Source organism: Bifidobacterium lemurum, assembly GCF_014898175.1.
Classification (GTDB): domain Bacteria; phylum Actinomycetota; class Actinomycetes; order Actinomycetales; family Bifidobacteriaceae; genus Bifidobacterium; species Bifidobacterium lemurum.
Genome location: NZ_CP062948.1, coordinates 280,140 through 304,287 on the forward strand (window position 1 = coordinate 280,140; position 24,148 = coordinate 304,287).

Sequence of the window (24,148 nt, forward strand, 5' to 3'; positions counted from 1 at the left end):
CCATCTTAGCCGCCGCCCACCGCAACCCATGCAACACGCGCACCAAGCGTTCCGCAAAGCCGAGGCGGGCGAGTAGCCTTGCATCTATGACGCGTAAAACCTACGCCGGCAACACCTCCATCGATGTGGCCGAGGTGTTGTGGCGGCATACGTATTTCGGCCATGGGCTGAGCGTGCGGCAGATTCTCGACGAACTCGCCCGCATGCATCCGGGCACGGACGCCCTGCCCACGGAGAAAACCGTGCGCAACCAACTGGCCAACCTGCGTGCCAACGGCTTTCTCGGACGCCGCGTCGACCGCGTGGGCGCGGAGGAACTGTCCGACATCGAATGCGCCGACCCGCAGCCGGGCTGGTATATGGACGCGTTCCTCACCGCGCCGCAGATGCGTCTGCTGGCCGACAGTCTCACCTTGTCGAGAATCGACCCCGAAGCGTTGGGCGAACTGGTCGGCAAAATCCGCGATCTGGCGGGAGCTGCCGGCGACGGCATCGCGCATCTGGAACACGTCTCCAGCTACGCGCATATGAACGGCGAATTCCTCTACACCATCGACCAACTCAACCAGGCGATCGAGGAGCGGTGCGCGGTCACCTTCGCATATCGCGACTACGCGCCGGATGGCTCCCTGGTGCCTCATGTGAGCCGTTCCGCCCCGGCGGGAGAAGGCGACGAACCGGCCGTCTACACGGCCGACCCGTACCAGATGGTGTACAAGAACGGACGATACTATCTGATCTGCCGGCTGCATGACAGGCCCGGCCTGCGCACCTTCGTGGTCGACCGCATCGCCGAGGTGGACCTGCACGGCGGGCGGATCGCCATGAGGAATCCCATGCCCGAGGGCTTCGACGCGGTGGATTTCATGCGCCACCGCCCCTACCCCGTGACGGACGATCCCGTTACGATCCATATGGTCGTCCGCGGACAGTCGATGTTGAACAACGTGTTCGAATGGTTCGACGAGCCCACGGTCACCGAACGGCACAGCGACACATCCGACGAGTCGCCGGAGGGACGCGAATACGTCGTCGCCGTCGAAGCGCCGGAGAGGGCCGTGTTCTGGTGGGCGTTGCAATACTCGTGGAACGGCTCCGTGATCGTGGCCGGCCCCGACAGTCTCAAACAACGGCTGTACCAGGCGGGGACCACGTTGATCAAGGCGTACCGTCAGGGGTCCAACCCCCCGCAAGCCAGTGACCGCGGCGAATCCCGCCGCCAGGCCGACGATACGGCCTGAGGAGAGGGCCATACGTCCGCGATCGCGGCACGGTACGCGCCGGCGGCCGACGCGACGTTTCCGCCATCGGCGCGGTTACGGCGCACCTGCCGCTAAGGTGGAGTTGAAAATTGCCCTGCACACACAAGGAGCGAATATGAGCAATGAACGCATGGCATGGGGCTGGGGCCTGGCGAGCGTGGACGCTGCCGGCAACACCCTGGACGTCTGGTACCCGAAGCTGACGCTCGGCGAGGCGCCGGCCGAAGGCTCACGTCCGAACCATCAGTTCGATGCGATGGTCCACGTCGAAACCGATGTGCGCGGCGTGCGCCGCATCCCCGTGTTCACCATCAGCGCTCTGGACGAGCCGATTGTGGACGCCGCCGACGCCTACCTGCGCCTGCACCTGCTGAGCATGCGTCTGGTCAAGCCGAACACGATGAACCTCGACGGCATCTTCGGCAAGCTCACCAACGTGGTGTGGACCAATTTCGGCCCGTTCGCCGTGCCGGACTTCACGCTGCGCAGACTCGACGTGATGGCCGCCGCCACGCAGACAGCCTCCGGTCTGCCCCGAGCGGATGTGAGTGTGCTGGCGATCGACAAGATTCCGCGCATGGCCGATTATGTGGTGCCCACCGGCGTGCGCATCGCCGACGCCGACCGCGTGCGCCTCGGCGCCTACCTGTCCGAAGGCACCACCGTGATGCACGCCGGCTTCGTGAATTTCAACGCCGGCACGCTGGGCGTCTCCATGGTGGAGGGGCGCATCTCCCAAGGCGTGGTCGTGGGCGACGGCTCCGACATCGGCGGAGGCGCCTCGATTATGGGCACGCTCTCCGGCGGCGGCAAGCTGCGCAACACGATCGGCGAGCATTCGCTGCTCGGCGCGAACGCCGGCATCGGCATCTCTCTGGGTGACAACTGCGTGGTGGAGGCCGGTCTGTATGTGACCGCCGGCACCAAGATCACCATCTACGACAAGGCCAAGGTCGAGGCCGGCGAGCCGCTTGAGGTCGTCAAGGGCTCGGATCTGAGCGGCAAGAACAACATCCTGTTCCTGCGCAACTCGCTGACCGGCGGTATCGAGGCCCGTCACCGCAAAACGGGCATCGAGCTCAACGAGCAGCTGCATAAGAACTAAGAACTTCAGTTCTTAGTTCTTATGCAGCCGTTATCGTAAATGGCTCGGGTCCTGGTCAATCATGCGTGACGCATGATTGACCAGGACCCGAGCCATTTGACGTTGACGTTCCAACACCGTCTTGCGCGTCGTCCAGGATTCCTGCCAACGCAGAGGAATCCTACATGCGTTTCGATTTCACGCCGTTTATCCAGTTGGCACTTGGAGCCTCCAGTTGGCACCCGTCGGATAAAGACGACAACACGGAATGGCGAAATAACCATGTTCCTGCCGATGACCAACAGCGGACCAGTGCCAACTGGAGGGGTCAAGTGCCAACTCGATAACAGACGACGGACGGAAATGGGAGAATTGAATTACCGTTCGGACATCGGCACCCAGTCGCGTTCGACGGGACCGGTGTAGACCTGACGCGGACGTCCGATCTTGGTGTTCGGATCGGCGAGCATCTCTCGATACTGTGCGATCCATCCGGGAATGCGTCCCAGTGCGAACAACGTGGTGAACATCGCCGGATCGAAGCCGATCGCGCGATAGATCAGGCCGGTGTAGAAGTCGACGTTCGGATAGAGGTGACGCGAGACGAAATACTCGTCGTTCAAGGCGATGTCCTCCAGCTCAACCGCCACGTCGAACAGCGCACGCTCGTCGGCCGGCAGCTTGAGCGTATCCTCGCGATCCATGATCCGCTCCAGATACTGGCGGGCGATGGCCGCACGCGGGTCGTACGACTTGTAGACGCGGTGGCCCAATCCGGAGATACGGTGGCCGCCGTCCTTGGCCCAATCGACAAATTCACGCACGGATTTGCCGGAATCGCGAATCGCCTTGAGCTGACGCAGCACCGCCTCGTTCGCGCCGCCATGCAGCGGCCCCGACAACGCGTTGATGCCAGCCGACACCGCCGAATACAGATTGGCGTGGGCGCTGCCGGCGATGCGCACCACCGAGGTGGAGCAGTTCTGCTCGTGATCGGCGTGGATGATCAGCAACCGGCCGAGCGCGTGCACATACAGCGGATCGGATTCGAAGGGCTCGTACGGCACGGCGAAGCACATGCGCAGGAAGTCGTCGACGTAGCCGCGCGCGTAATCCGGATACAGCATCGGCTCGTCACGGCGGCGGCGGAAGATGTAGCTGACGATCGTACGCACCTTGGCCATGATGATTTTGGCGGCCTCGTCAAGCTGGTCGGAATCGTCCGGATCGGTGGTGTCAGGGTAGAACGTGGCCAACGCGTTCACCGCCGAGGCGAGCACGCTCATCGGATGGGCGGAACGCGGGAACGAGCCCATGAAGGTGCGGAAATCCTCTCCCACCATGGTCTTATGGTTCACGTCGGCGCAGAACTGGTCGTATTCGGCCTTGGTCGGCAGTTCGCCGTGGCGCAGCAGCCAAGCGACCTCAAGGAAGTCGGACTGTTCGCACAACTGCTCGATCGAATAGCCGCGATAGCGCAGCACCGAGTTGTTGCCATCGATGAAGGTGATTTTCGACTCGCACTGGGCGGTGGTCAGAAAACCCGGATCCAGCGTCACCCAGCCGTCGTTGCGCAGACCGGAGACGACGATGCCGTCCGGGCCGTTGCTGGCCTTGACCACGGGCAGCGTGAATTTGCTCTCATCGACGTTCAACTGTGCCGTTGCCATGCAACCTCCTTGAACCCCGCCTGTCGGGATACTCCACAAACCATATGGCACGTGTGTTACCGCACGATACGCGTCGATACACAAGTGTGCCGAAATGCGCCCATACTAACAGACTGGACGGCATTTCGGCACAGACCATTTCAATCAGCGGCTACAACACTCACAGAGAACGCGCTTTTTTGACTGCATCAACAACATGGCCAACGGTCAAGCCATATTTTTCGAGGCATGCCTCAGCGGTTCCGGAGTGTCCGAACACATCTGCGACACCGACTTTGATTATCGGCACACAGCATTCAGCCGGAACCTCACTGAGCACCTCGCACACAGCAGCGCCCAAGCCACCGATCATATTATGCTCCTCTGCGGTCACGATGGCCCCCGTCTCCCGAGCGGCGGCAAGAATGGCTTCCTTATCGATAGGCTTGATGGTGTGCATGTCGACCACACGCACATTCAAACCCTCTGTCGATTCCAACACGGCTGCGGCCTCCATGGCCTTGCCCACCATCAACCCGCAAGCGATGATGGTGGCATCCGTGCCTTGTTTCAGAGTGGAGGCCTTACCAATCTGGAAGTCATAATCCGCAACTCCCGAAGTGACGGCCGGAACTGGTGAGCGCCCCAGCCTCAGATAGCAGGGCCCATCATATTCCGACATTGCGATGGTCGCCCGCTTGGCTTCCTCGGCGTCACACGGCACAATCACCGTCATGTTAGGAATCGTGCGCATCAAAGAGATATCCTCGATGCACTGATGAGTGGCTCCGTCTTCACCAACGGACAGACCGGCATGGGTACCGACAACTTTGACATTGAGACGCGGATAGCATACAGCGTTACGGACCTGATCATAGGCACGCCCGGCTGAGAACATCGCGAATGAGTTCACGAATACTGTTTTACCGGTTGTAGCCAGCCCTGCCCCCATGCCGACCATATTAGATTCGGCGATTCCTCCGTTGAAAAAACGCTCGGGAAATTTCTGGGCAAAGAAGCAGGTCATCGTGCATGTGGTCAGATCGGCATCAACAACAACCACATCCGACCTACGTTCGCCCAACTCGCACAGAGCTCGACCATAGGCCACTCGAGTCGACTCGACATTCATATCACTCATCGTGAAACCCCTTCCGAAATCTTGTGTAAAACATCATTGAGATGGTCGATACGCGATTGCACTTCCGAGAACGCAATGGCGAACTCGTCTTCATTTGGTGTACCGCCATGCCATTTTGGATTGTTCTCCATGAACGAAACTCCACGGCCTTTCACCGTATTGGCGATGATCGCAGTCGGAGCAATCGCGTCCGCAGCAGCTGCATCAAGAGCAGCCGCGATCTGACTGACATCATGCCCATCGATTTCTATAGCGTTCCATCCAAATGCACGGAACTTGTCGGCCGCGTTCGACGGACCTCCGATGCGGTCGGTGAAACCATCAAGCTGGATACGGTTGTTGTCCACGATGACGGTAAGGTTGTTCGCGCCATAATGCGATGCGACTTGTGCTGCCTCCCAGATCTGGCCTTCCTGTATCTCGCCATCGCCACAGATGCAGTACACACGGTACTGGCATCCATCGATTCGCGCGGCAAGAGCCATGCCCAAAGCCGCCGATAGTCCTTGGCCCAAAGATCCAGCGGACATATCGACGCCAGGCACCTTCGTCATTTCGACGTGACCGGAAAGATTGGAATCGATACGACGGAACGTCTTCAATTCCTCGATGGGGAAAAATCCCTTATGCGCGAGGATCGAATACATGGCGGGCGTGCAATGTCCTTTGGACAGCACACAACGATCACGATCGGGATTCTTAGGTGAGTCCGGGGTGATACGCATTGTGTTGAAGTACAGCACGGTGAGGATATCCATAACCGACATCGATCCGCCCAAATGGCCGGATTGCGCCGCCTGAACCATCGCAAGGGCTTCTTTGCGACATTCTGCGGCGGTGATTTCAAGTTTGATTTGTTGAGTATGTTCCATATCATGCTCTTTCGTAAAGGAGGGCGGTCGGACAGGAAGAGGAATCCGACCGCCCAATTCGTGACTAAGAGTTGAGCGTCTGTCGGATGAGCCGATCGCTCAACCGAGATGACGTGATCGGCTCATCCATGGATTCGCGTGTCAGAAACCGGTGCGGACGTTTCCTTTGTTCTTGCGCATATCGAAATAGACGGCAACGATAATGATGATGCCCTTGATCACGTATTGCCAGAACGAGTTGACGTGCAGCAGATTCAGGCCATTGGAAATCATTCCAATAATCAGCACACCGATGAACACGCCAGACGTGCGTCCCACACCGCCGTACATGGATGTGCCACCAATCACGGCCGCGGCAATCGCATCAGTCTCATAGCCGACACCGGAGGTCGGCTGTCCCGATGACATACGTGAGGCGAGCACCACTCCGGCGAAAGCCGCAAGCAGACCGGACACCGCCCAGACGAACACTTTGACTCGCGTGACATTGATGCCGGAGTACTTTGCCGCGGTCGGATTGCCGCCCAGCGCATAGATGTGTCGTCCGAGACGGGTCTTGTTCAAGAGCAGGTACAGAAGGAAGAACAATACCAGCATATAGATGACCGGCAGCGGAATCGGCCCCAGATAGCCGTTACCCAACGCAGTGAATGCCTCATTACGCACGGTGACGGGTTTACCACCTGCAGCGAGATAGGCCGCCCCTCGACAGATGCTCTGCATGGCAAGAGTGACGACGAACGGATGGATGCCGGTATATGCGATGATCACACCATTAAGCAGACCGACGACCAGACCAATGGCGATGCCGAACAGCAACGCGACAGGCAAAGGCATGCCAAACTGCGACATCGACAACACCGCAACTACGCCGGACAAAGCGACAAGGGCACCGCAGGTCAGATCAATACCCGCGAGCATGATTGAAAGCATGACTCCGATGGCGAGAATCGCATTGGTCGACACAGACCGCATCAGATTGACGATATTCGCCCACGACAGGAAGTTCTCGGCGAAGATGCTCAAGAAGACCAGAAGCACGAGGAATCCGATAAGGATACCCATATTGGCTTTGACGACCTTGGCAACGGAGCCGACGACAGGGATGTCCTCTAGTCGATCGAGGACCTTGGTTTGTATCTTCATTGTTCTGTTCCTTGGGATAGAAAGTGTTCCACTGTTACGGATGTTCGTTTGTTAGCCGAGCGCGTACTTGAGGATTTTGTCTTGATTGAACTCATCACGTTCAAGCACTGCGCTGATTTCGCCTCCACGCATAACGGCCATGCGATCGGACATATTCATGACTTCATTGAGTTCAGATGAAATCATGATCACGGCAACACCGTCAGATGCCAAAGAGTTGATAATCCTGTAGATTTCCGCTTTAGCTCCCACATCGATGCCGCGAGTCGGCTCGTCCAGAATGAGAATCTTAGGATTTGTGGCAAGCCACTTTCCTAGAACCACTTTCTGCTGGTTTCCTCCTGAGAGGTTCCCCACTTTGGATTCCAGCGAAGGCACCTTGATATTGAGCGAATCCACAGCATGTTGCGCTATCTGCGTCTCTTTATGATTGTTGACACGCAACTTGGAGATAAACTCATGCAATGAGGCGATCGATGAATTGAATCTGATGTCGTTGAAGAGGAACAGACCTTCGGTTTTTCTGTCTTCCGGCACCAAGGCCAAACCGAGACCATGCATTCGAATCGGGTCGGTTTTGTCACTCACCTGTTCGCCGAATACATAAACCTCACCCGATCCACCATCGCGGAATCCCATAATCGATTCGAGCAACTCACTACGCCCAGAACCAATCAGGCCGTAGAATCCTAGAACTTCACCGCGACGCACCTCAAAATCCACGGGTTTCCGCCAAGGATTACATACGTAGTTCTTGACGGACAGTGCCGTTTCACCAGGAGTGTTGAAAACGCGACAATAGTAATTTTCAACATCGCGTCCCACCATCATACGGACCAGCTCATCTTCATCCGTAGCTGATGTGACGACGGTGTTGATATACGTTCCATCACGCATAATCATCACGTTGTCTGTCAAATCGAAAATCTCGCTCATCTTATGGGAGATGTAGATGATGCCCATCCCCTGCGCTTTCAGTTTGCGCACGACACGGAAAAGATCTTCAACCTCTTTTTCAGATAGCGATGATGTCGGCTCGTCCAGCACAATAACTTTGGCATTCAGCGAAAGCGCCTTTGCAATTTCAATCATCTGCTGTTGACCCATGCTGAGCGAATTCACCAGCTGGTTAGGACTGACCTCAAGGCCTACCATGTCAAGATATTGCTTGGATTGCGCAACCATTTCGCGCTGACTAACGAATCCGACACCGTTCTTAAGCTCTCGCCCAATAAACACGTTTTCCGCCACGGTCAGGAACGGCTCGAGGGCAAGTTCCTGATGCACAAACGCGATGCCCTTGGACTGTGAATCCAAAACACCGTTGAATTGCACTTCTTCACCGTCGATACGAATAGTGCCACTATCCGGTTTGAACACGCCTCCAAGGACGTTCATCAACGTCGACTTCCCTGCGCCGTTTTCTCCAAGCAGGCCGAGCACCTCGCCCGAATGCAGCGTCAAATGCACGTTGGTCAACGCTTTTACGCCGGGGAACGTCTTAACGATGTCCCGCATTTCGACGATGACCCTACTGGTTTTTGCTGACATTGGGGAGACGGGCTCAGTAGTCCTCACCGGCTCGACGAGCAGTTCGTCTTCTACCATCTGTTCTACCATTGCTCATCCTTTGATTGATTGAAAGAGGGTACGGATAGCGCCACAGGCCGTCCCGAGGAAGAGGTTGCAGTGGACATTTGCCCATGCGCAATCCGCACCCAAGTGAATTAGCAAGAGTCTCTTCGCCTCGCCGTTGGCCTCACTGCCAGCCGTCGGTACCATACTCGTCGACGTTGTCCTTGGTCACCAAGAACGTATCAACGACGATGTCCTTCTCGACTTCCTTGCCGTCAAGCACATCAAGGGCGGCCTTGGCAGCCTCATGTCCAATCTTGTTCGGAGACTGAGCACCTGTGCCCGCCATCGTGCCATCCTTGATGGCCGCCTTGCCGTCCGGAGAACCATCAACGCCATACACCAGCACATCACTCATTTCCGGATGCGCGGCCAAGGCCTGAACAGCACCCAGTGCCATCGGATCATTCACACCGAAAATGGCCTTGAGATCCGGATTGGACTGCAGAATATCCTCAGCAAGCGTCAGCGATGTCGCAAGTTCGCCCTTACCGTCAAGTTCCTGCACGATATTGAAATAATCGCCGGCTTCTTCCTTGAATCCCTCCAAACGCTGAATACACGCCTGTCCGGACGGGCAGTTGATAACGGCGATATCAGAGCCTTCATCAAGTCTCGACATCATATCCTCGGCCACCAAAGCACCCGCCTTCTTGTTATCGGAAGCGACGACGGTCTCCACCAGATCCAAATCGTCCACCGGGGTATCGATGTTGATGACGGGGATGCCGGCATCGGCAGCCGCCTGCAGGGCAGGCTGTACGCCAGTGGTGTCATAGGGGCCCAGAATAATCGCGTTGACGCCCGACGCGATCAGGTCTCCGACCATGTCGTTCATCTTAGACTGATCCGCCTGAGGATCAACGGTCTGCACTGAAACACTCTGCCCGTCGATTTCCTCGTTGATGCCATCAAGAATCGCCTGCCAGAACGGATTGTTCATCGTGGACGGGACGTAGCCAAGTTTGATCTCAGCATCGGAGGCACCTGTCGTGCCTTCCGCGGACGTATCAGCGGAAGTACCGCATCCGGACAGACCAGCAACAGCGAATGCCACCGCGGCAAACATCGCAACGGCTTTTTTGGAGATACTCATCTTCACTCACCTTTTCGATTTGCATTCCTTATTTATAGACCACAGCCCCAAGAAACCGTTCTTTGTTTCCGCAAGCTGTCAGAACGTTGAAATTTCAGCAATAATGGCGGTAGTAGTTCATCATCAACGATGATTACACCACCATCACCACTGACTACTTCATCATTCTTGGATTTAGAGTACATATTCAAGAGCATATATGCAAATCTACGACACGCCGACACAACAGGGTGCCGAAATCGCTGAAATCTAGGAAAGTTGAGCCACGCACGGGCGATATTCGGCAGAAGTTCGAGTCAATTTGATGGACATGCACCGCGAAAACAGGGGCTTAAATAAGACATCAGCCGACCAAGTGCACATCCTGCTTCTCAAGAGCACGAGGCGCTCGAGTGTAGAGATACCACCCGCGACGGTATATTAATTTACAGCCCAAATCCAACAGCAGGGCATCTATCGCCGTTGAGGAACCCCGGCCATATAGCCAACAACAGTTTCATACGTAGTTTCGCGAGTATTCAGCACGGCAACTACGCAACCGTGCCGCATCACACAAATGCGATCGGAAACAGCAAACACATCCGTCAGATTATGGCAGACAACTATCAGACTCTTTCCGTCCTCACGCATACTCAACATTTGATTGAGCACTTCTCCCGTCTGTATCACAGACAAAGAACTCGTAGGCTCATCCAGAATCAGCACCTCAGGTTCCTTGAGCATCGCTTGAGCGAATGTAAGAGTCTTCCGCTCCCCTTCGCTCAAACCACGAACTTCGCGAGTCGGAGACAACGGGGAACCAAGTTTTTTCAGGACATTGCGGGTGCCTTCCACCATGCGTCGCTTATCCACAAATGGGCCACGCATACATTCTCTGCCCATGAACACATTGTCGCTCACATCCATCGCGGGACACATCGCAGGATTTTGAAAGATAGTGCACACACCGCTGTCATTGGCTTCTTTGATGCCTTGAAAAGATACTTCTTCCCCTTCGCGCAAGAGATATCCATCATCAGGCTGTTCCAAGCCACTTAAAATTTTCACCAACGTGGATTTGCCAGCACCATTGTCCCCCACGACCGCCATGATCTCGTGCTCGTACACATCGATATCAACACCATCGAGAGCATCCACAGATCCATAAGACTTACGAAGCCCTCGAGCGCCAAAAACCGCACGGCGAGAAAAATCACGTTGTTTATATGCGTTATGTGACCGCAAAACCTGAGCCGTCATCTTTCCGCCTTCCGTAATAGCTTCACGCACCACGACTGTCGATTAGTTCCCCATGATAATGCGATTCGCCGCCGACAGCATAGCGCCTCTGGCGACAGCATCATCGCCGTGCTGACCAAGAACAATGCTGCGATTGGCCATTACCGGAAACATCACCTTATTAAGGGCCTGACTGAATGCAACAAGAAAACCATCACCTGCTTGGGCAAGTTTGCCTCCGACCACGATAGCGCCGGGATCAACCGAGGCAATTGTCGGTTCAACAGCCAAAGCCACCTGAACCGCCGCATCCTCAATCAACCTCATACAAACCAAATCACCGTGTTTGGCCTCCGACACAATATCTCGCAGGCTCATCTCCCCCCTGGACGGGCGAAGCAGACTTGTCAGATGAGCCGCCGAAGCAACAGTGTTCAGGCAACCGCGCCGCCCACATGTGCAAACGGCTCCATTAGCGTCGACTTGCACATGGCCAATCTCACCAGCCAACCCCGAGCATCCCCGGTAAATCTTTCCAGCAATATATATTGCTCCGCCTATCTCATAATCAGCATGCACATAGACGATATCCTGTTTGTTCAACTCGGAATCCCGCATTTGAGACAGGCAGGCCATGTTGGCGTCATTCTCAATCACCGGACGAACGCCTGTTCCGCGCTCAAAACGATTCGCCACTTCACCGCAATCCCAACCTGGCATAACCTCAGGCACTGCAATGTTTCCGAGCAGATCAATCGGAGCTGGCAGAGCAAGGGTGATTTGCTTGAGCTGTGTAATCGGGAAACCGACCAGATCAAGCATCTCACGCAGAAGTTCCAAAGCGCGAATAACCGTAGTATCCGGCTGATGCCGCGGCGGCAACGGCATCTGCTTCGCGCAGAGAATCTCTCCTGAAGAGTCACCCAAGATAATGCATAAATCAAGTCGCCCGATGGAAATTCCCGCTACGATTCCGCCTTGCTGAGCTAAAGACACGTATAAAGCGTGTCGACCATTACGACTGACCGACTGCGTTTCGACTTTCCCTTTTTCCGTGAGCTCACGAACGATACTGGAAATCGTTGCAGTGGAAAGATTAGTGGCATCAGCCAATTCAATCTGCGTCATTCCGCCAAATCGCTGCAAAACAGAAAGAACTTGGCTGACATTCGCGTGACGTAACGAAGACAGTGACCCGGACCGGGCATGACCGCTCATCGCTACACACCTTCCACTTGAATATCATTCAGCTTGCGGCGAAGCATGCTCCGTTTCATGAAACTATGCAGTATCAGGCGCACGGAGCATATTCTTCAACATCGCGTTCCTCCATGAATTATAACTTACGCAATCCGTTACAATCGGCCTGTGCCTACAGCCTCGCCCATTGCGCCTCACTCGCCGCGGTCGGTCAGGATGATCGGACCGTTGTCGGTGATGGCGATGGTGTGCTCGCTATGCGCGCCACGCGAGCCGTCCGAGGAGCGCAGCGTCCAGCCGTCGCCGGGATCCTGGTAGATCTCGTCGGTGGTTTTCAGGAACCACGGCTCGATGGCGATGACCAGCCCCGGACGCAGCTTGTAGCCGTGGCGGGCGCGGCCGTCGTTGGGCACATGCGGGTCGCCGTGCATGATATGCCCCACGCCATGGCCGCCGAATTCCAGATTGATCGGATATCCGTAGGAGCGCGCCACCTCGCCGATGGTGTTGGAGATGTCGCCGAGGCGGTTGCCGGGCTGGGCCGCGTCGATGGCGGCGGCGAGCGCCTCCTCCGTGCATGCGATGATGCGCAGGTCCTCGGGATCGGGATTGTCTCCGACCACGAAGCTGATGGCGGAGTCCGCCACCCATCCGTCGACGCTGATGGCCAGGTCGAGACTGACCAGATCGCCTTCCTTGAGGTTGTAGTCGTAGGGCACGCCATGCAGCACCGCGTCGTTGACGGAGGTGCAGATGTAGTGGGCGAAGGGGCCGGTGCCGAAGTCGGGGGCGTAATCCACGTAGCAGGATTCGGCCCCCTTGCGGTCGACGATCCTCTTATGCACGAATTCGTCGATCTCCAGCAGGTTGGTGCCGACATGCGTCATGGCTTTGAGGTCTTTGAGAATGCCGCCGACAAACTTGCCGGCGGGCTTCATCGCCTGAATCTCCGAGGGTGTTTTCAGTTCAATCATGGCTCCACCCTATCGCGTCGGCTCAACAAACCCGTGCGTCACTTGGCGCGACGGCCGAAGGTGAACGCTCTGATGATGGCGCTGATGCCGATGACCACAAGCGCGCACGCTCCGAAAATCATCAGCCAGGCGGTGGCGCTCAGCGGGGAGAACAGCACGATCATGCCGGCGATGATGGAGACGATCGCATACAGCACCGCCCATCCGGAACGCGGCAGACGCCAGGACTCCACCAGCGACATCACGCCTTCGAGGATCCATCCGAAGCCGACGAACAGGGTGATCATCAACGCAAGCGTCTGTCCGGTCAGCACGGAGTTCTTCACCACCATCGCGCCGCCCAAAGCCAGCAGGGCGCCGACGATCACGTCGAGCACGCGCCATCCGCCGGGCAATCCCGGTTCGACGAGCGCGGTGACGACGCGCACCAGACCGGAGACGATGAAGTACACGCCCAGCGCCACGGCCAGCAGGGCGAGCGTCTTGCCCGGCACGAGCAGCAGCGCGACGCCGATGATGATGGCGGCGATGCCGGCCACGCCGTAGATGGTGCGGATCAGGGTGACGGCGCGGTGGGGCAGGTTCTCCTCGATGAGCTTGAACGGGTTGAACTGCGGCTGCCAGCCGGGTTGCCATTGCGGACCGTTGTCGTAGGGGTTCTGCTGTCCATTGCCGTAGGGGTTCTGCTGGCCGTTCGGATTGTCGGCGTACGGACCGTAGTACTGCTGTCCGTTCCCTTGGTTCTGCCCCTGCGGGGCGTAGGCGCCGTATTGCGGCTGCTGCGACCCTCCGTTGGGGTCGGGGTTTGCGTACGGGTTGTTCTCGGTCATGATCGCTCCTTAGGTTCCAATTCGGCATGGTGCCTACTTTGAGTTTAGACACTGTGTCTAATTCTCGCCCGAAGCGCAACCTGACGAATCCATTCGGCAGATATGGCCGAAATGTCGGGATATGCGCGCCCCATGCCCGCCGCCGGCATAGACCCGCGCCGAAACGCCAACGATTCTCGCCTCATGCGATTAGGCTGGAGCCTATGAGTGATTCCCTGACCTCCGGCATCGATCCGGCATCCTTCTCTTCCGTCATCAGCCCCGCCACCGACCTGTTCCGTTACGTCAACGGACCATGGATCGACACCTACCGTCTTCCCGATGACCGCTCCCGCTATGGCTCCTTCGACCGTCTTGCCGAGAACGCGGAGAACCAGATTCGCGACATCCTCGAAGAGGAAAACTGCCCGGCCGCCAAGGCGCATGCGCTGTACCGTTCCTTCCTCGACACCGAAGCCATCAACCGGGCCGGATTCGAACCGATCCGTCCGCTGATCGACGCCATCGACCAGGCCGGGGACAAGGCCTCCCTCACCCGCACGCTGGGCGCGATGAACCCGTCCGGAGGTCCCGACCTGTTCGGCATGGGCGTCTACGGCGACCCGGGCGATCCCGATACGAATATCGTGCATATCGAACAGGGCGGTCTGGCCCTTCCCGACGAGGCCTACTACCGCGAGGACCATTACGCGCCGATCCGCGAGGCCTACACCGCGATGGTCGCCCGCCAGCTGATGAACGCCAAGCTCGCGAACGACGAGGACGCCGCAGAGGAGCAGGCCAAGCGTTTTCTCGACGTCGAAACGCGCATCGCCGCCAATCATTGGGACAACGTCGCCACCCGCGATTCGGTGAAAACCTACAATCCCACCGATTTCAACGCGCTGGCCGACTCACTGGCCCATTTCGACATCGCCGCCTGGGCCGCCGCCTGGCAACAGGCCTACGACGCGACGCCCGCCGCGGCCGCGCAGCCGGTCGATATGATGGGCGCGCTGTCGCGCGTGATCGTGCATGAGCCGAGCTTCCTGACCGGATTCGACGCCTTCTGGCAGACCGCTTCCCTTGACGACCTGAAGCTGTGGGCGCGTGTGCATGTGATCATCGGCTCGGCGAGCCTCCTGAGCGAGGAGTTCGATACGACGAATTTCGAGTTCTACGGCAAAACCCTTTCCGGCACGAAAAAGCAGCGCGATCGTTGGAAGCGCGCCGTCAGCCTGGTCAACGGCATCTGCGGCGAGGAGGTCGGACAGGAGTACGTCCGCCTGCATTTCCCCGAGACCTCGAAGCGACGCATGGAGGAGCTGGTCGCCAATCTCATCGAAGCCTACCGCGTGTCGATCACCCATTCCGACTGGCTGGGCGAGCAGACCAAGGCCAAGGCCTTGGAGAAGCTCTCGAAGTTCAAGCCGATGATCGGCTACACCAGCCACTGGCGCGACTACACGGCGCTCGACGTGCATGAGGACGCCGGTCTCATCGACAACATGGCCGCCGCCAATCTGTATGAGACGGGCTATCAGCTGTCCAAGGCCGGCAAACCGGTGGACCGCGAGGAATGGCTGATGAACCCGCAGACCGTGAACGCCTACTATGAGCCGACCATGAATGTGATCGTGTTCCCCGCGGCCATTCTGCAACCGCCGTTCTTCGACCCGAACGCCGAGGACGCCGCCAATTACGGCGGCATCGGCGCGGTGATCGGCCACGAGATCGGCCACGGCTTCGACGACCAAGGCGCGCAGTACGACGGCGACGGCAAGCTCAACGACTGGTGGACCGCTCAGGACAAGGCGAATTTCGAGGCCCGCACCCAAGCCTTGATCGAACAGTACAACGCCTTCACACCCCAGCAGCTGCTCGACAAGTACGCCGACGAACCCGACAAGGCGCCGCATGTGAACGGCGCGTTGACCATCGGTGAGAACATCGGCGATCTGGGTGGCGTGAACATCGCGATCAAGGCGTACGCGCTGGCGCTCGACAAGGCCTCGGGACGCTCCGGCGACGGCTCGGCCGAAGCCATCAAGGACTCGCTGAGCCATGCCCCCGAGCTCGACGGCTTCACCGGAACGCAGCGGTTCTTCCTCAGCTACGCCTCGATATGGCGCACGAAGAACCGCGACGAGCTGGCCGAACAGTATCTGCAGATCGACCCGCACTCGCCGGCCGAATTCCGTACCAACGGCATCGCCCGCAACGTGGATCTCTTCGCCGAAGCGTTCGACGTGCATGAGGGCGACGCCATGTGGCTCGATCCCGACCAACGCGTGCGCATCTGGTAGTCATCCAGACGGATACGCGCCTCCGATTCCAAGGGGAGGTTGTTAGAATTCGGCCTCCCCTTCGCCTATCTCCGGAGACTGCGCGAATCCATCCGCATATTGGCCGACGGTTTGCATCTCGGACGGATTGCCGGCTGCGGCGTCGGATGGACCATCCGGCACCACCGCAAGATCGACCATTCCCACAGGCTCTTTGCGCATGGGGTTTTGGGCGAAGGGATCGATGCCGGCCGCCGGATACGCCGGCACGCCAGGCTCCTGCGACGCCCCGCCCTGCATGTCCTGTCCGTTCTGCGGGTTGACGACGCGACGGAATATGGTGGTGCCGAAATTCAGATCATGGCCGATATTCGTCGCCTCGATCACCGGAGTGATGTGGTCGACGCCGTCTTTGCTCCATCGCTCCGTGCGCAGCGTGCCGGTCACCACCACGGGATTGCCTTTTCTCAGCGATTGAAACGCGTTCATCCCCAATTTACGGAACGCTCGGACCGCCACCCATGTGGTGTCACGAGTCTTCCACTCCCCCGAAGATTGGCTGTAGTAGCTGGGAGCGAACCCCACACGGAATGAGCAGGCCTGCTGATTGGGGTCTTTGCCGAACATCACCGGGTCCGCCCCCAGATTGCCGCTGATGGTGATGCTGCCTTGTTTCTGCGCCATGATGGCTCCTTTCCTAACGGATACGGTGGCCCGCCGGAGCGCCGTGCGGCAGGGAGCGGCACGACCCAAACAGCAACGTCGATGCTTGGACGTCATCTCGGCCTGCCTGCACGGATCCAACGGTGATTACCACTGTGCCCGATGCGAGCGGAGCCGGACAAGCGGCATCGGGAATTGTGCATCCAGAGACGGAAACTCGGCGTGTTGTGGATAGCATGTGGACAGACACCCACTTATCCACCATTAGTAAACCTCATAGGCATAAATGGCCCGGAGCACAGCCAAAGATCTCAGCGTGCCTCAAACGCCATATACCGGTAATCCTGCCACGCTCACCGCACCCCCAACGTGACAGAAACGCCACATACCGACATTCACGCCACGATAAGACACTTCAGCGTGGCAGGAACGCCACATACCGACGACCCCACCACGCTGAAAACACGTCAGCGTGGCATGGATGCCATATACCGGCATTCATACCACGCTGAGAAATCCAAGAACGAACCGGCCGGGAAACCCCGTCAGGCGACGCGCTTGGCGAGTTCGGCAAGCGCCTCCGAGGCCGGCACGGCCACCATGTTGCCGCCGTCACGGTCGCGGATCTCGATGGTGCCATCGTTCACGAAGTCGCGTCCGAGCACGGCGATCACCGGCACGCCCACCAGCTCCGCGTCCTTGAACTTGACGCCCGGAGACACCTTCTTGCGGTCGTCGTAGATGACCTCGATGCCGGCCTCCTCGAGTTCGGCGATCAACCGTTCCGCGCCTTCGAAGGCCTTCTCGTCCTTGCCGGTGGCGACCACATGCACCTGCGCCGGAGCGACCACGGACGGCCAGGCCAAGCCGGCCTCGTCGTGATGCGTTTCGGCAATGCAGGCGAGCACACGGCTCACGCCGATGCCGTAGCAGCCCATCCACACCGGAACGGCCTTGCCGTTCTGGTCGAGCACGGTCAGTCCCAACGCCTTGGAATACTTCAATCCCAGCTGGAACACCTGGCCGATCTCCACGCCGCGTTCGAAGCTCAACGGGCCGGATCCGTCCGGACTCATGTCGCCATGGCGCACCTCGACGGCCTCCACAACGCCGTCGGCGGCGAAGTCGCGGCCGTAGACGAGATCGTAATAGTCCACGCCGGCCTCGTCGGCGCCGGTGTACCATGCGGATCCCTTCGCCACATGGGCGTCGATGAAATAGCGGATCGCCGTGTCCTCGGCGGAGCCGATCTCGGCGTCGCCGCGCGCCTGCGGTCCGAGGGCCATCGGGCCGATATACCCCTTGACCAGTTCGGGATGGGCCTTGAGATCCTCCTCGGTGGCCTCTTCGATCTCGGCCGGAGCGAACTGCGCCTCCAGACGCTTCATATCCACCGTACGGTCGCCGGGCACGCCCACCACGACCAGTTCGCGCCACGGCTTGTCATGCGCGTCGTCCTCGGCGTGCTTGACGGCGACGACCACGTTCTTCAACACGTCGGCGGCCTCCCACGCGCGACCGTCCTCGCGCGGATACGTCGCGTTCGCGAACTCGACCATCCTCTCGATGGTCCCCGCGTCGGGCGTGGGGCGCTTGGTGGCGGCAGGCGTGGCCGAGCAGTCGATCTCGGCCGGCTCGGGAGTGGTCAGCGCCTCGACGTTCCATGCCTTGCCTGAGGGCGCGAGCGCGAACGTGTCCTCGCCGATGGCCATCGGCGCGAGGAACTCCTCGGAGGCGGAGCCGCCCATCGGGCCGGACATGGCGAACACCGGCACATACTTCAGGTCGAGGCGGTTGAAGATGCGCTCGTAGGCGCCGCGCTCGTCCATATAGGCCTTGCGCATGCCCTCCTCGTCGATGGTGAACGAGTAGGCGTCCTTCATGATGAACTCGCGCCCGCGGATCAGACCGGCGCGGGGGCGGAACTCGTCGCGGTACTTGGTCTGGATCTGGTACAGCGTGACGGGCAGGTCCTTGTATGAGGAGTACATGTCCTTGACCAGCAGGGTGAACATCTCCTCATGCGTGGGCGCAAGCAGATAGTCGGCCTGATGGCGGTCCTTCACACGGAAGATGTTGTCGCCGTACTCCTCCCAGCGGTGCGTGGCCTCATAGGGCTCGCGCGGCAGCAGCGCCGGGAAGTGCACCTCCTGCGCGTCGATGGAGGCCATCTCCTCGCGGATGATCTCCTCGATCTTGTTGAGCACGCGCAGGCCCAGCGGCAGCCAGGTCCAGATACCGGGCGCGGCCTTGCGGATGTAGCCGGCGCGCTGCAGCAGCTTGGCGGAGTCGACGTCCGCGTCGGCGGGGTCTTCGCGCAGGGTGCGCAGGAACAGTGTTGACATACGAAGGGTGTTGGAACTCATGGACTCCAAGATATTCGCGTCAATCGACAACCCTGCCACGGGCACCCATCCGGGACGCCCGCACCGCGATCAGCCTTTGGATTGCTCCTCGACCTGCTCCTCGACTTGCTCTTCAACCAGGTCCTCCAGCATATCGCGCCGCAGCGAGGCAGGCGGGTAGACGAACACCGGCAGGATCATCAGGCATCCGACCAGATAGAACACGTCCGCGAGCGGGAACAGCGTGAAGAAGGTGACCGCGTTGGGAATCACGATGCCCACGCACACGACGGCCACGCCGATCACCGGCAGCGTCGCCCATACCACGCGATGCGGCGCGTCATCGGCGGTTTTGCGAGCCACCGAATCACGGTAGATCGGCGCGATGAACAGCACTCCGCCGACGATGGCGAGCACATCCGTCAGTTTGAGCGTCCCCAACGCCGGAACGGCCGGATTGGTGAACAGAAGAAACGAGACGAACAACACCAACAGTCCCACCGCGGATACAACATACGACCATACGTGCTTCATGGCATCCTCCTTCGGATGGGCGGCCCCTCGCGCCGTCGTCATCGGCGGGCATGAGGCGGGTCCGCCTGTGTGCCACCATCTTACGCCTCCGGCTCGCGCCCCGGCCGCATCCCGCGCCGCTTGCCGCAACCAGTTCAGAACAGCGCATCCTGCTCGAACTCGTCGCCCGCGTCTCCCCGCGCGCCTTGGGTCGAAGCGAACCGAGCGAACGCCTGCGCGCCTTCATCGGCGAGCCGGGCCGCGGCGTCGGCGGAATCGGCGCGCAGATCGCCGTCCAACCGCACCGCGTCGGGCGAGACGAGGAACATCCGCTCGTTGACGCCCGCCAAGTACAGTCCATTCAGGGATTCCACACGCGACAGCGCCACATAGCCCATGCCGGGCGCGAAGGTGCGTTTGAGGTCCATCACGGCGCGGTCGAGCGTCATGCCCTGGGATTTGTGGATGGTGATGCCCCACGCGCAGCGCAACGGCACCTGTTTGACCGAGGCGAGCACCGCGTCGCCGTCCATCATCTCCCATGAGGCCGGCTTCATGGTGACGATGTTGCCGTTTTCGAACTCGACGATCGGCCAGCCGCCCTTGTTCTCCTGCGCGAAGCCGCGCACCGTGCCGAGCGAGCCGTTGACGTACTGGCGGTCGGGGTCGTTGCGCAGCGCCATCACGGCGGCGCCCGTTTTGAGCACCAGACGTTCCGGCGCGAGCATATTGCGTCGCAGCCGGTCCACCAGATTCGCCTGTCCCGCGGCTTCGGCGTGGAATTCGTGCGTTTCGGCCATGATCTCGGCCAATCGCAGGTCGTTGAGATTATCGGCCTGACGGTTCACGGGGAACAGGTGCACGGCCACCTGCCCAGGTTCGGGGATGCGTCCCAACCGGGTGACGAGCACGTCGCGGTCCCGCTGGGTGACGGTCCCTTCGCGGATGTCGGTGAGCACGGTGAGCAGTTCGCCGGTGTCCTGACGGTGCTGTTCGGTCAGGTAGCACACGGCCGGATTAAGCCGTTCCCACACCAGGGATTCGGTGACGAATCCTTCCGGATTCCTGCCGGCGCGCGCGTACCGTTCGCGGGATTCCAGGAATTCCGGCGTGGGGGCGATCATATCGTTGTTGCGCCCGGACACGCTCACGGGCGGCAATTGGAAGAAATCACCCGACAGCACCACTTGGATGCCGCCGAAAGGGCGTGGATCGCGACGCACCTCGCGGCATACCTGGTCGACCATGTCGAACAACCAGGCGTGCATCATCGACACCTCGTCGATGATGAGGATGTCGGCGGCTTGGATGCGGCGTTTGCGTCGGGCTTTGATGGTTTTCAGCAGACTGGGGGTCAGGCTGGTGGCCACGCCCACGCCGCTCCAGGAATGGATCGTCTGTCCGTTGATATGTGTGGATGCGATGCCGGTGGAGGCGGTGACGGCGATATCCGCCCCGTCCGCCCGCGCCTGGCGGACGAACTCGTTGAGCACGTAAGTCTTGCCCGCGCCGGGAGCGCCCGTCAGGAACACGTTCGCGCCGGCGTTCAGAATCGCCAGGGCTTCGGATTGGCGCATGTCGTCTCCTTCCGGGTTCGCACGGACGGATGCCCGAGGCCCGCCCGTGCGACTTTTCCGCACACGAATCCAACAATCGCACATCGGACTGATTGGCGGGATTCCAACGAAACAGCCGTTTTCATGTTCGATTGCAGGCCGTTTGAGGGTCGCACGGACGACCGCTTCCGGTCAGTTCGTGCGAAGCAGGCTGGTCGCCGCCACTTCGGCGGCGACCGCTTGGGCCTGGGCCGCATCCGGGCCGGGGGCGGGCGCCATGAAAGCCGCCCGATAATAACGCAATTCGTCCAAGGATTCGATGATGTCGGCGAGCGCGCGGTGGCCGCCGTTCTTGGCCGGGCGATGCTCGTAGACCGCCGGATACCAGCGGCGGGCCAGCTCCTTCAAGGTGCTCACGTCGACCACGCGATAGTGCAGGTGTTCCATCAGTTCGGGCATGTAGCGGTCGAGGAATTTCTTGTCGGAGCCGATGGAGTTGCCGGCGAGCAGCGGCCGCACGCCTTCCGGGGTGAAACGCTTGACGTAGTCGATCACCTTGGCCTGCGCCTCCTCAAGGGACAGACCGTTCTCCCACTCGTTGATGAGTCCGGAGCGGGTGTGCATGCCGCGCACGAAGTCGTTCATATGCTCGACCGCCGCGGCCGAGGGCTTGATCACGTAGTCGACTCCCTCGTCAAGCACATTGAGGTCGAAGTCGGTCGGCACCACCGAGATCTCCACCAGTTCGTCGCCGCCGAAGATGTCGAGTCCCGTCATCTCGCAGTCGATCCAGATCAGGCGCGAGTCCTGCGCCGTGTAGGTTTCCCCGTCGTGGCTGTCCACCATCGTTTGCCTCGTTTCCTTTGTATGACGAACAGTTCAGACTATATCGCCGATATGACAACGCCCCGGTCCCACGCTCCGCGGTGGTATCGTCGCCGCGCTACGCCCTGCATGACGGAAGGACCCGGGAACGGAAAAGGGCGCGCCCCGCGATGCGGTCGGCGCGCCCTTGTTCCTCAATGAAGTGCGACTGATCTCCTCAATGAAGTGCCGATGGTTTAGTTGCCGTGGAAACCGGAGTAGTTCGGCGCCTCAGAGGTCATCACGATGTCGTGCGGATGCGATTCGCGCAGGCCGGCGTCGGTGATGCGGATGAAGCGGCCTTTCTCGCTCATCTCGGGGATGTTGTGCGCGCCGATGTAGAACATCGACTGGTGCAGGCCGCCGATCATCTGGTAGAGCACGGCGTTGAGCGGACCGCGATACGGCACTTCGCCTTCGACGCCTTCCGGCACGACCTTGTCGCTGCTGGTCACGTCGGCCTGGAAGTAGCGGTCCTTGGAGTAGGACTTCTTGCCGCGCGGGGCCATCGCGCCCAGCGAGCCCATGCCGCGGTAGAGCTTGTACTGCTTGCCGTGCAGCAGCACCTTCTCGCCCGGGGCCTCCTCGCAGCCGGCGAGCGTGCCGCCGAGCATCACGGACGAGGCGCCGGCCACCAGGGCCTTGGCGATGTCGCCGGAGTAGTGGATGCCACCGTCGGCGATGCACGGCACGCCGGCGGCCTTGCAGGCCTGGGCGGCTTCGTACACGGCGGTGAGCTGCGGCACGCCGACGCCGGCGACCACACGGGTGGTGCAGATGGAGCCGGGGCCCACGCCGACCTTGACGGCGTCGACGCCGGCATCGATCATGGCCTGCGCGCCGGAACGGGTGGCGATGTTGCCGCCGATGATCTGCACGCCGTTGAAGGCGGAGTCGTGCTTGATGCGGCTGATCATGTCGAGCGCCAGTCGGGCCTCGCCGTTGGCGGTGTCGACCACGAGCACGTCCACGCCGGCCTCCATCAGGGCGGAGGCGCGCTGCCAGGCGTCGCCGAGGAAGCCCACGCCGGCGGCCACGCGCAGGCGTCCCTGCTCGTCCTTGGTGGCGTCCGGGTACTGCTCGGTTTTGACGAAGTCCTTCACGGTGATCAGGCCGGTCAGTCGGCCTTCGCCATCGACCAGCGGAAGCTTCTCGACCTTATGCTTGGCCAGCAGGTCGTGGGCGTCCTCCTTGGAGATGTCGGAGGGGCCGGTGATGAGGTTCTCGCGGGTCATCACGTCCTTGACCTTCAGATGGTCGTAGTCCTCGGAGGCGATGAAACGCATGTCGCGGTTGGTGATGATGCCGACGAGCTTGTTGTCCTTGTCGACCACCGGCAGGCCGGAGATGTGGAAGCGGCCGCACAGCTTGTCGAGGTCGGCCAGCGACACCTCGGGGTTCACGGTGAGCGGGTCGGTGATCATGCCGGACTCGGAACGCTTGACGATATCGACCTGGGCGGCCTGGTCGTCGATGGAGAGGTTGCGGTGCAGCACGCCGATGCCGCCGTTGCGGGCCATGGCGATGGCCATTTCGGATTCGGTGACGGTGTCCATGGCGGCGGAGATGGCGGGCACCTTCATCGTGATCTCGCGGGTCAGATGCGTGGTGGTGTCCACTTCGGACGGAATCACATCCGTCTCGTTGGGCAGCAGCAGCACATCGTCATAGGCGAGGCCCAGCTGGGCGAAAATCGGAGGGAGGGGAGCATACGCGGATTGATTATTCATATCAGTTGTAGCCATGTACCCACTATATGAATGCGCCCTGACGAGCGACACACGTCGGCCATCGGAGGCGGGCGCAGCCCATACGCGGACCACACGAGAGTCAGGC

General features: G+C 59.9%; 19 protein-coding genes. 3 read left to right on the forward strand and 16 right to left on the reverse strand.

Annotated elements, in window-relative coordinates; translation table 11 throughout:
- Positions 1–86: 86 nt before the first annotated feature.
- Positions 87–1,241 (forward strand): helix-turn-helix transcriptional regulator, encoded by a 1,155-nt coding sequence (locus BL8807_RS01115; protein ID WP_072725830.1) that lies wholly within the window; start codon positions 87–89, stop codon positions 1,239–1,241.
- Positions 1,242–1,377: 136 nt separating this feature from the next.
- On the forward strand, positions 1,378–2,367 hold the full coding sequence (gene dapD, locus BL8807_RS01120; RefSeq protein ID WP_072725828.1) for a 2,3,4,5-tetrahydropyridine-2,6-dicarboxylate N-succinyltransferase: 990 nt from the start codon (positions 1,378–1,380) through the stop codon (positions 2,365–2,367).
- Between the two features lie 356 nt (positions 2,368–2,723).
- Here the strand turns inward: dapD and BL8807_RS01125 are convergent, their stop codons facing one another.
- The 10 genes from BL8807_RS01125 to BL8807_RS01170 form a co-directional block, all read right to left on the reverse strand.
- A complete protein-coding gene (locus BL8807_RS01125; protein WP_072725820.1) occupies positions 2,724–4,016 on the reverse strand; it encodes a citrate synthase in 1,293 nt (430 codons plus the stop codon).
- A gap of 160 nt (positions 4,017–4,176) precedes the next feature.
- The gene (locus BL8807_RS01130; RefSeq protein WP_072725817.1) at positions 4,177–5,136 is read right to left on the reverse strand and encodes a transketolase family protein; all 960 of its coding nucleotides are present in this window, start codon (positions 5,134–5,136) and stop codon (positions 4,177–4,179) included.
- On the reverse strand, positions 5,133–6,065 hold the full coding sequence (locus BL8807_RS01135) for a transketolase (protein ID WP_264298323.1): 933 nt from the start codon (positions 6,063–6,065) through the stop codon (positions 5,133–5,135). The genes BL8807_RS01130 and BL8807_RS01135 overlap by 4 nt, the downstream gene beginning before the upstream one ends.
- Positions 6,066–6,149: 84 nt before the next feature.
- Complete coding sequence (locus BL8807_RS01140) at positions 6,150–7,154, reverse strand: ABC transporter permease (RefSeq protein ID WP_072725813.1); 1,005 nt, start codon at positions 7,152–7,154, stop codon at positions 6,150–6,152.
- 51 nt (positions 7,155–7,205) lie between these two features.
- Positions 7,206–8,774 (reverse strand): sugar ABC transporter ATP-binding protein, encoded by a 1,569-nt coding sequence (locus BL8807_RS01145; protein WP_205408860.1) that lies wholly within the window; start codon positions 8,772–8,774, stop codon positions 7,206–7,208.
- Positions 8,775–8,913: 139 nt separating this feature from the next.
- On the reverse strand, positions 8,914–9,885 hold the full coding sequence (locus tag BL8807_RS01150; RefSeq protein ID WP_072725811.1) for a sugar ABC transporter substrate-binding protein: 972 nt from the start codon (positions 9,883–9,885) through the stop codon (positions 8,914–8,916).
- A 453-nt stretch (positions 9,886–10,338) separates the two neighbouring features.
- Positions 10,339–11,124 (reverse strand): ATP-binding cassette domain-containing protein, encoded by a 786-nt coding sequence (locus tag BL8807_RS01155; protein ID WP_083570214.1) that lies wholly within the window; start codon positions 11,122–11,124, stop codon positions 10,339–10,341.
- 42 nt (positions 11,125–11,166) lie between these two features.
- Positions 11,167–12,321 carry an ROK family transcriptional regulator gene (locus tag BL8807_RS01160; RefSeq protein ID WP_072725809.1) on the reverse strand — a complete coding sequence of 385 codons (1,155 nt, stop codon included), beginning with the start codon at positions 12,319–12,321 and terminating at the stop codon, positions 11,167–11,169.
- A 176-nt stretch (positions 12,322–12,497) separates the two neighbouring features.
- A complete protein-coding gene (map, locus tag BL8807_RS01165; RefSeq protein WP_072725807.1) occupies positions 12,498–13,277 on the reverse strand; it encodes a type I methionyl aminopeptidase in 780 nt (259 codons plus the stop codon).
- 38 nt (positions 13,278–13,315) lie between these two features.
- Positions 13,316–14,107 carry an HdeD family acid-resistance protein gene (locus tag BL8807_RS01170; RefSeq protein WP_072725805.1) on the reverse strand — a complete coding sequence of 264 codons (792 nt, stop codon included), beginning with the start codon at positions 14,105–14,107 and terminating at the stop codon, positions 13,316–13,318.
- Positions 14,108–14,310: 203 nt separating this feature from the next.
- Here BL8807_RS01170 and BL8807_RS01175 point away from each other — a divergent pair, with 203 nt between their 5' ends.
- Entirely contained in the window at positions 14,311–16,392 is a 2,082-nt protein-coding gene (locus tag BL8807_RS01175) for a M13 family metallopeptidase (RefSeq protein WP_072725803.1), read from the forward strand.
- A 42-nt stretch (positions 16,393–16,434) separates the two neighbouring features.
- Here the strand turns inward: BL8807_RS01175 and BL8807_RS01180 are convergent, their stop codons facing one another.
- The 6 genes from BL8807_RS01180 to guaB all read right to left on the reverse strand — a co-directional run bounded on the left by BL8807_RS01180 (position 16,435) and on the right by guaB (position 24,057).
- Positions 16,435–17,055 (reverse strand): single-stranded DNA-binding protein, encoded by a 621-nt coding sequence (locus BL8807_RS01180; protein ID WP_072725800.1) that lies wholly within the window; start codon positions 17,053–17,055, stop codon positions 16,435–16,437.
- 524 nt (positions 17,056–17,579) lie between these two features.
- The gene (locus BL8807_RS01185) at positions 17,580–19,400 is read right to left on the reverse strand and encodes a proline--tRNA ligase (protein WP_072725798.1); all 1,821 of its coding nucleotides are present in this window, start codon (positions 19,398–19,400) and stop codon (positions 17,580–17,582) included.
- A gap of 69 nt (positions 19,401–19,469) precedes the next feature.
- A complete protein-coding gene (locus BL8807_RS01190; RefSeq protein ID WP_072725796.1) occupies positions 19,470–19,913 on the reverse strand; it encodes a hypothetical protein in 444 nt (147 codons plus the stop codon).
- 134 nt (positions 19,914–20,047) lie between these two features.
- Complete coding sequence (locus BL8807_RS01195; protein ID WP_072725794.1) at positions 20,048–21,469, reverse strand: DEAD/DEAH box helicase; 1,422 nt, start codon at positions 21,467–21,469, stop codon at positions 20,048–20,050.
- A gap of 171 nt (positions 21,470–21,640) precedes the next feature.
- Positions 21,641–22,294: an oligoribonuclease gene (gene orn / locus BL8807_RS01200; protein ID WP_072725793.1), complete on the reverse strand. Its 654-nt coding sequence runs from the start codon at positions 22,292–22,294 to the stop codon at positions 21,641–21,643.
- A 215-nt stretch (positions 22,295–22,509) separates the two neighbouring features.
- The gene (gene guaB, locus BL8807_RS01205; RefSeq protein ID WP_072725792.1) at positions 22,510–24,057 is read right to left on the reverse strand and encodes an IMP dehydrogenase; all 1,548 of its coding nucleotides are present in this window, start codon (positions 24,055–24,057) and stop codon (positions 22,510–22,512) included.
- Positions 24,058–24,148: the final 91 nt, after the last annotated feature.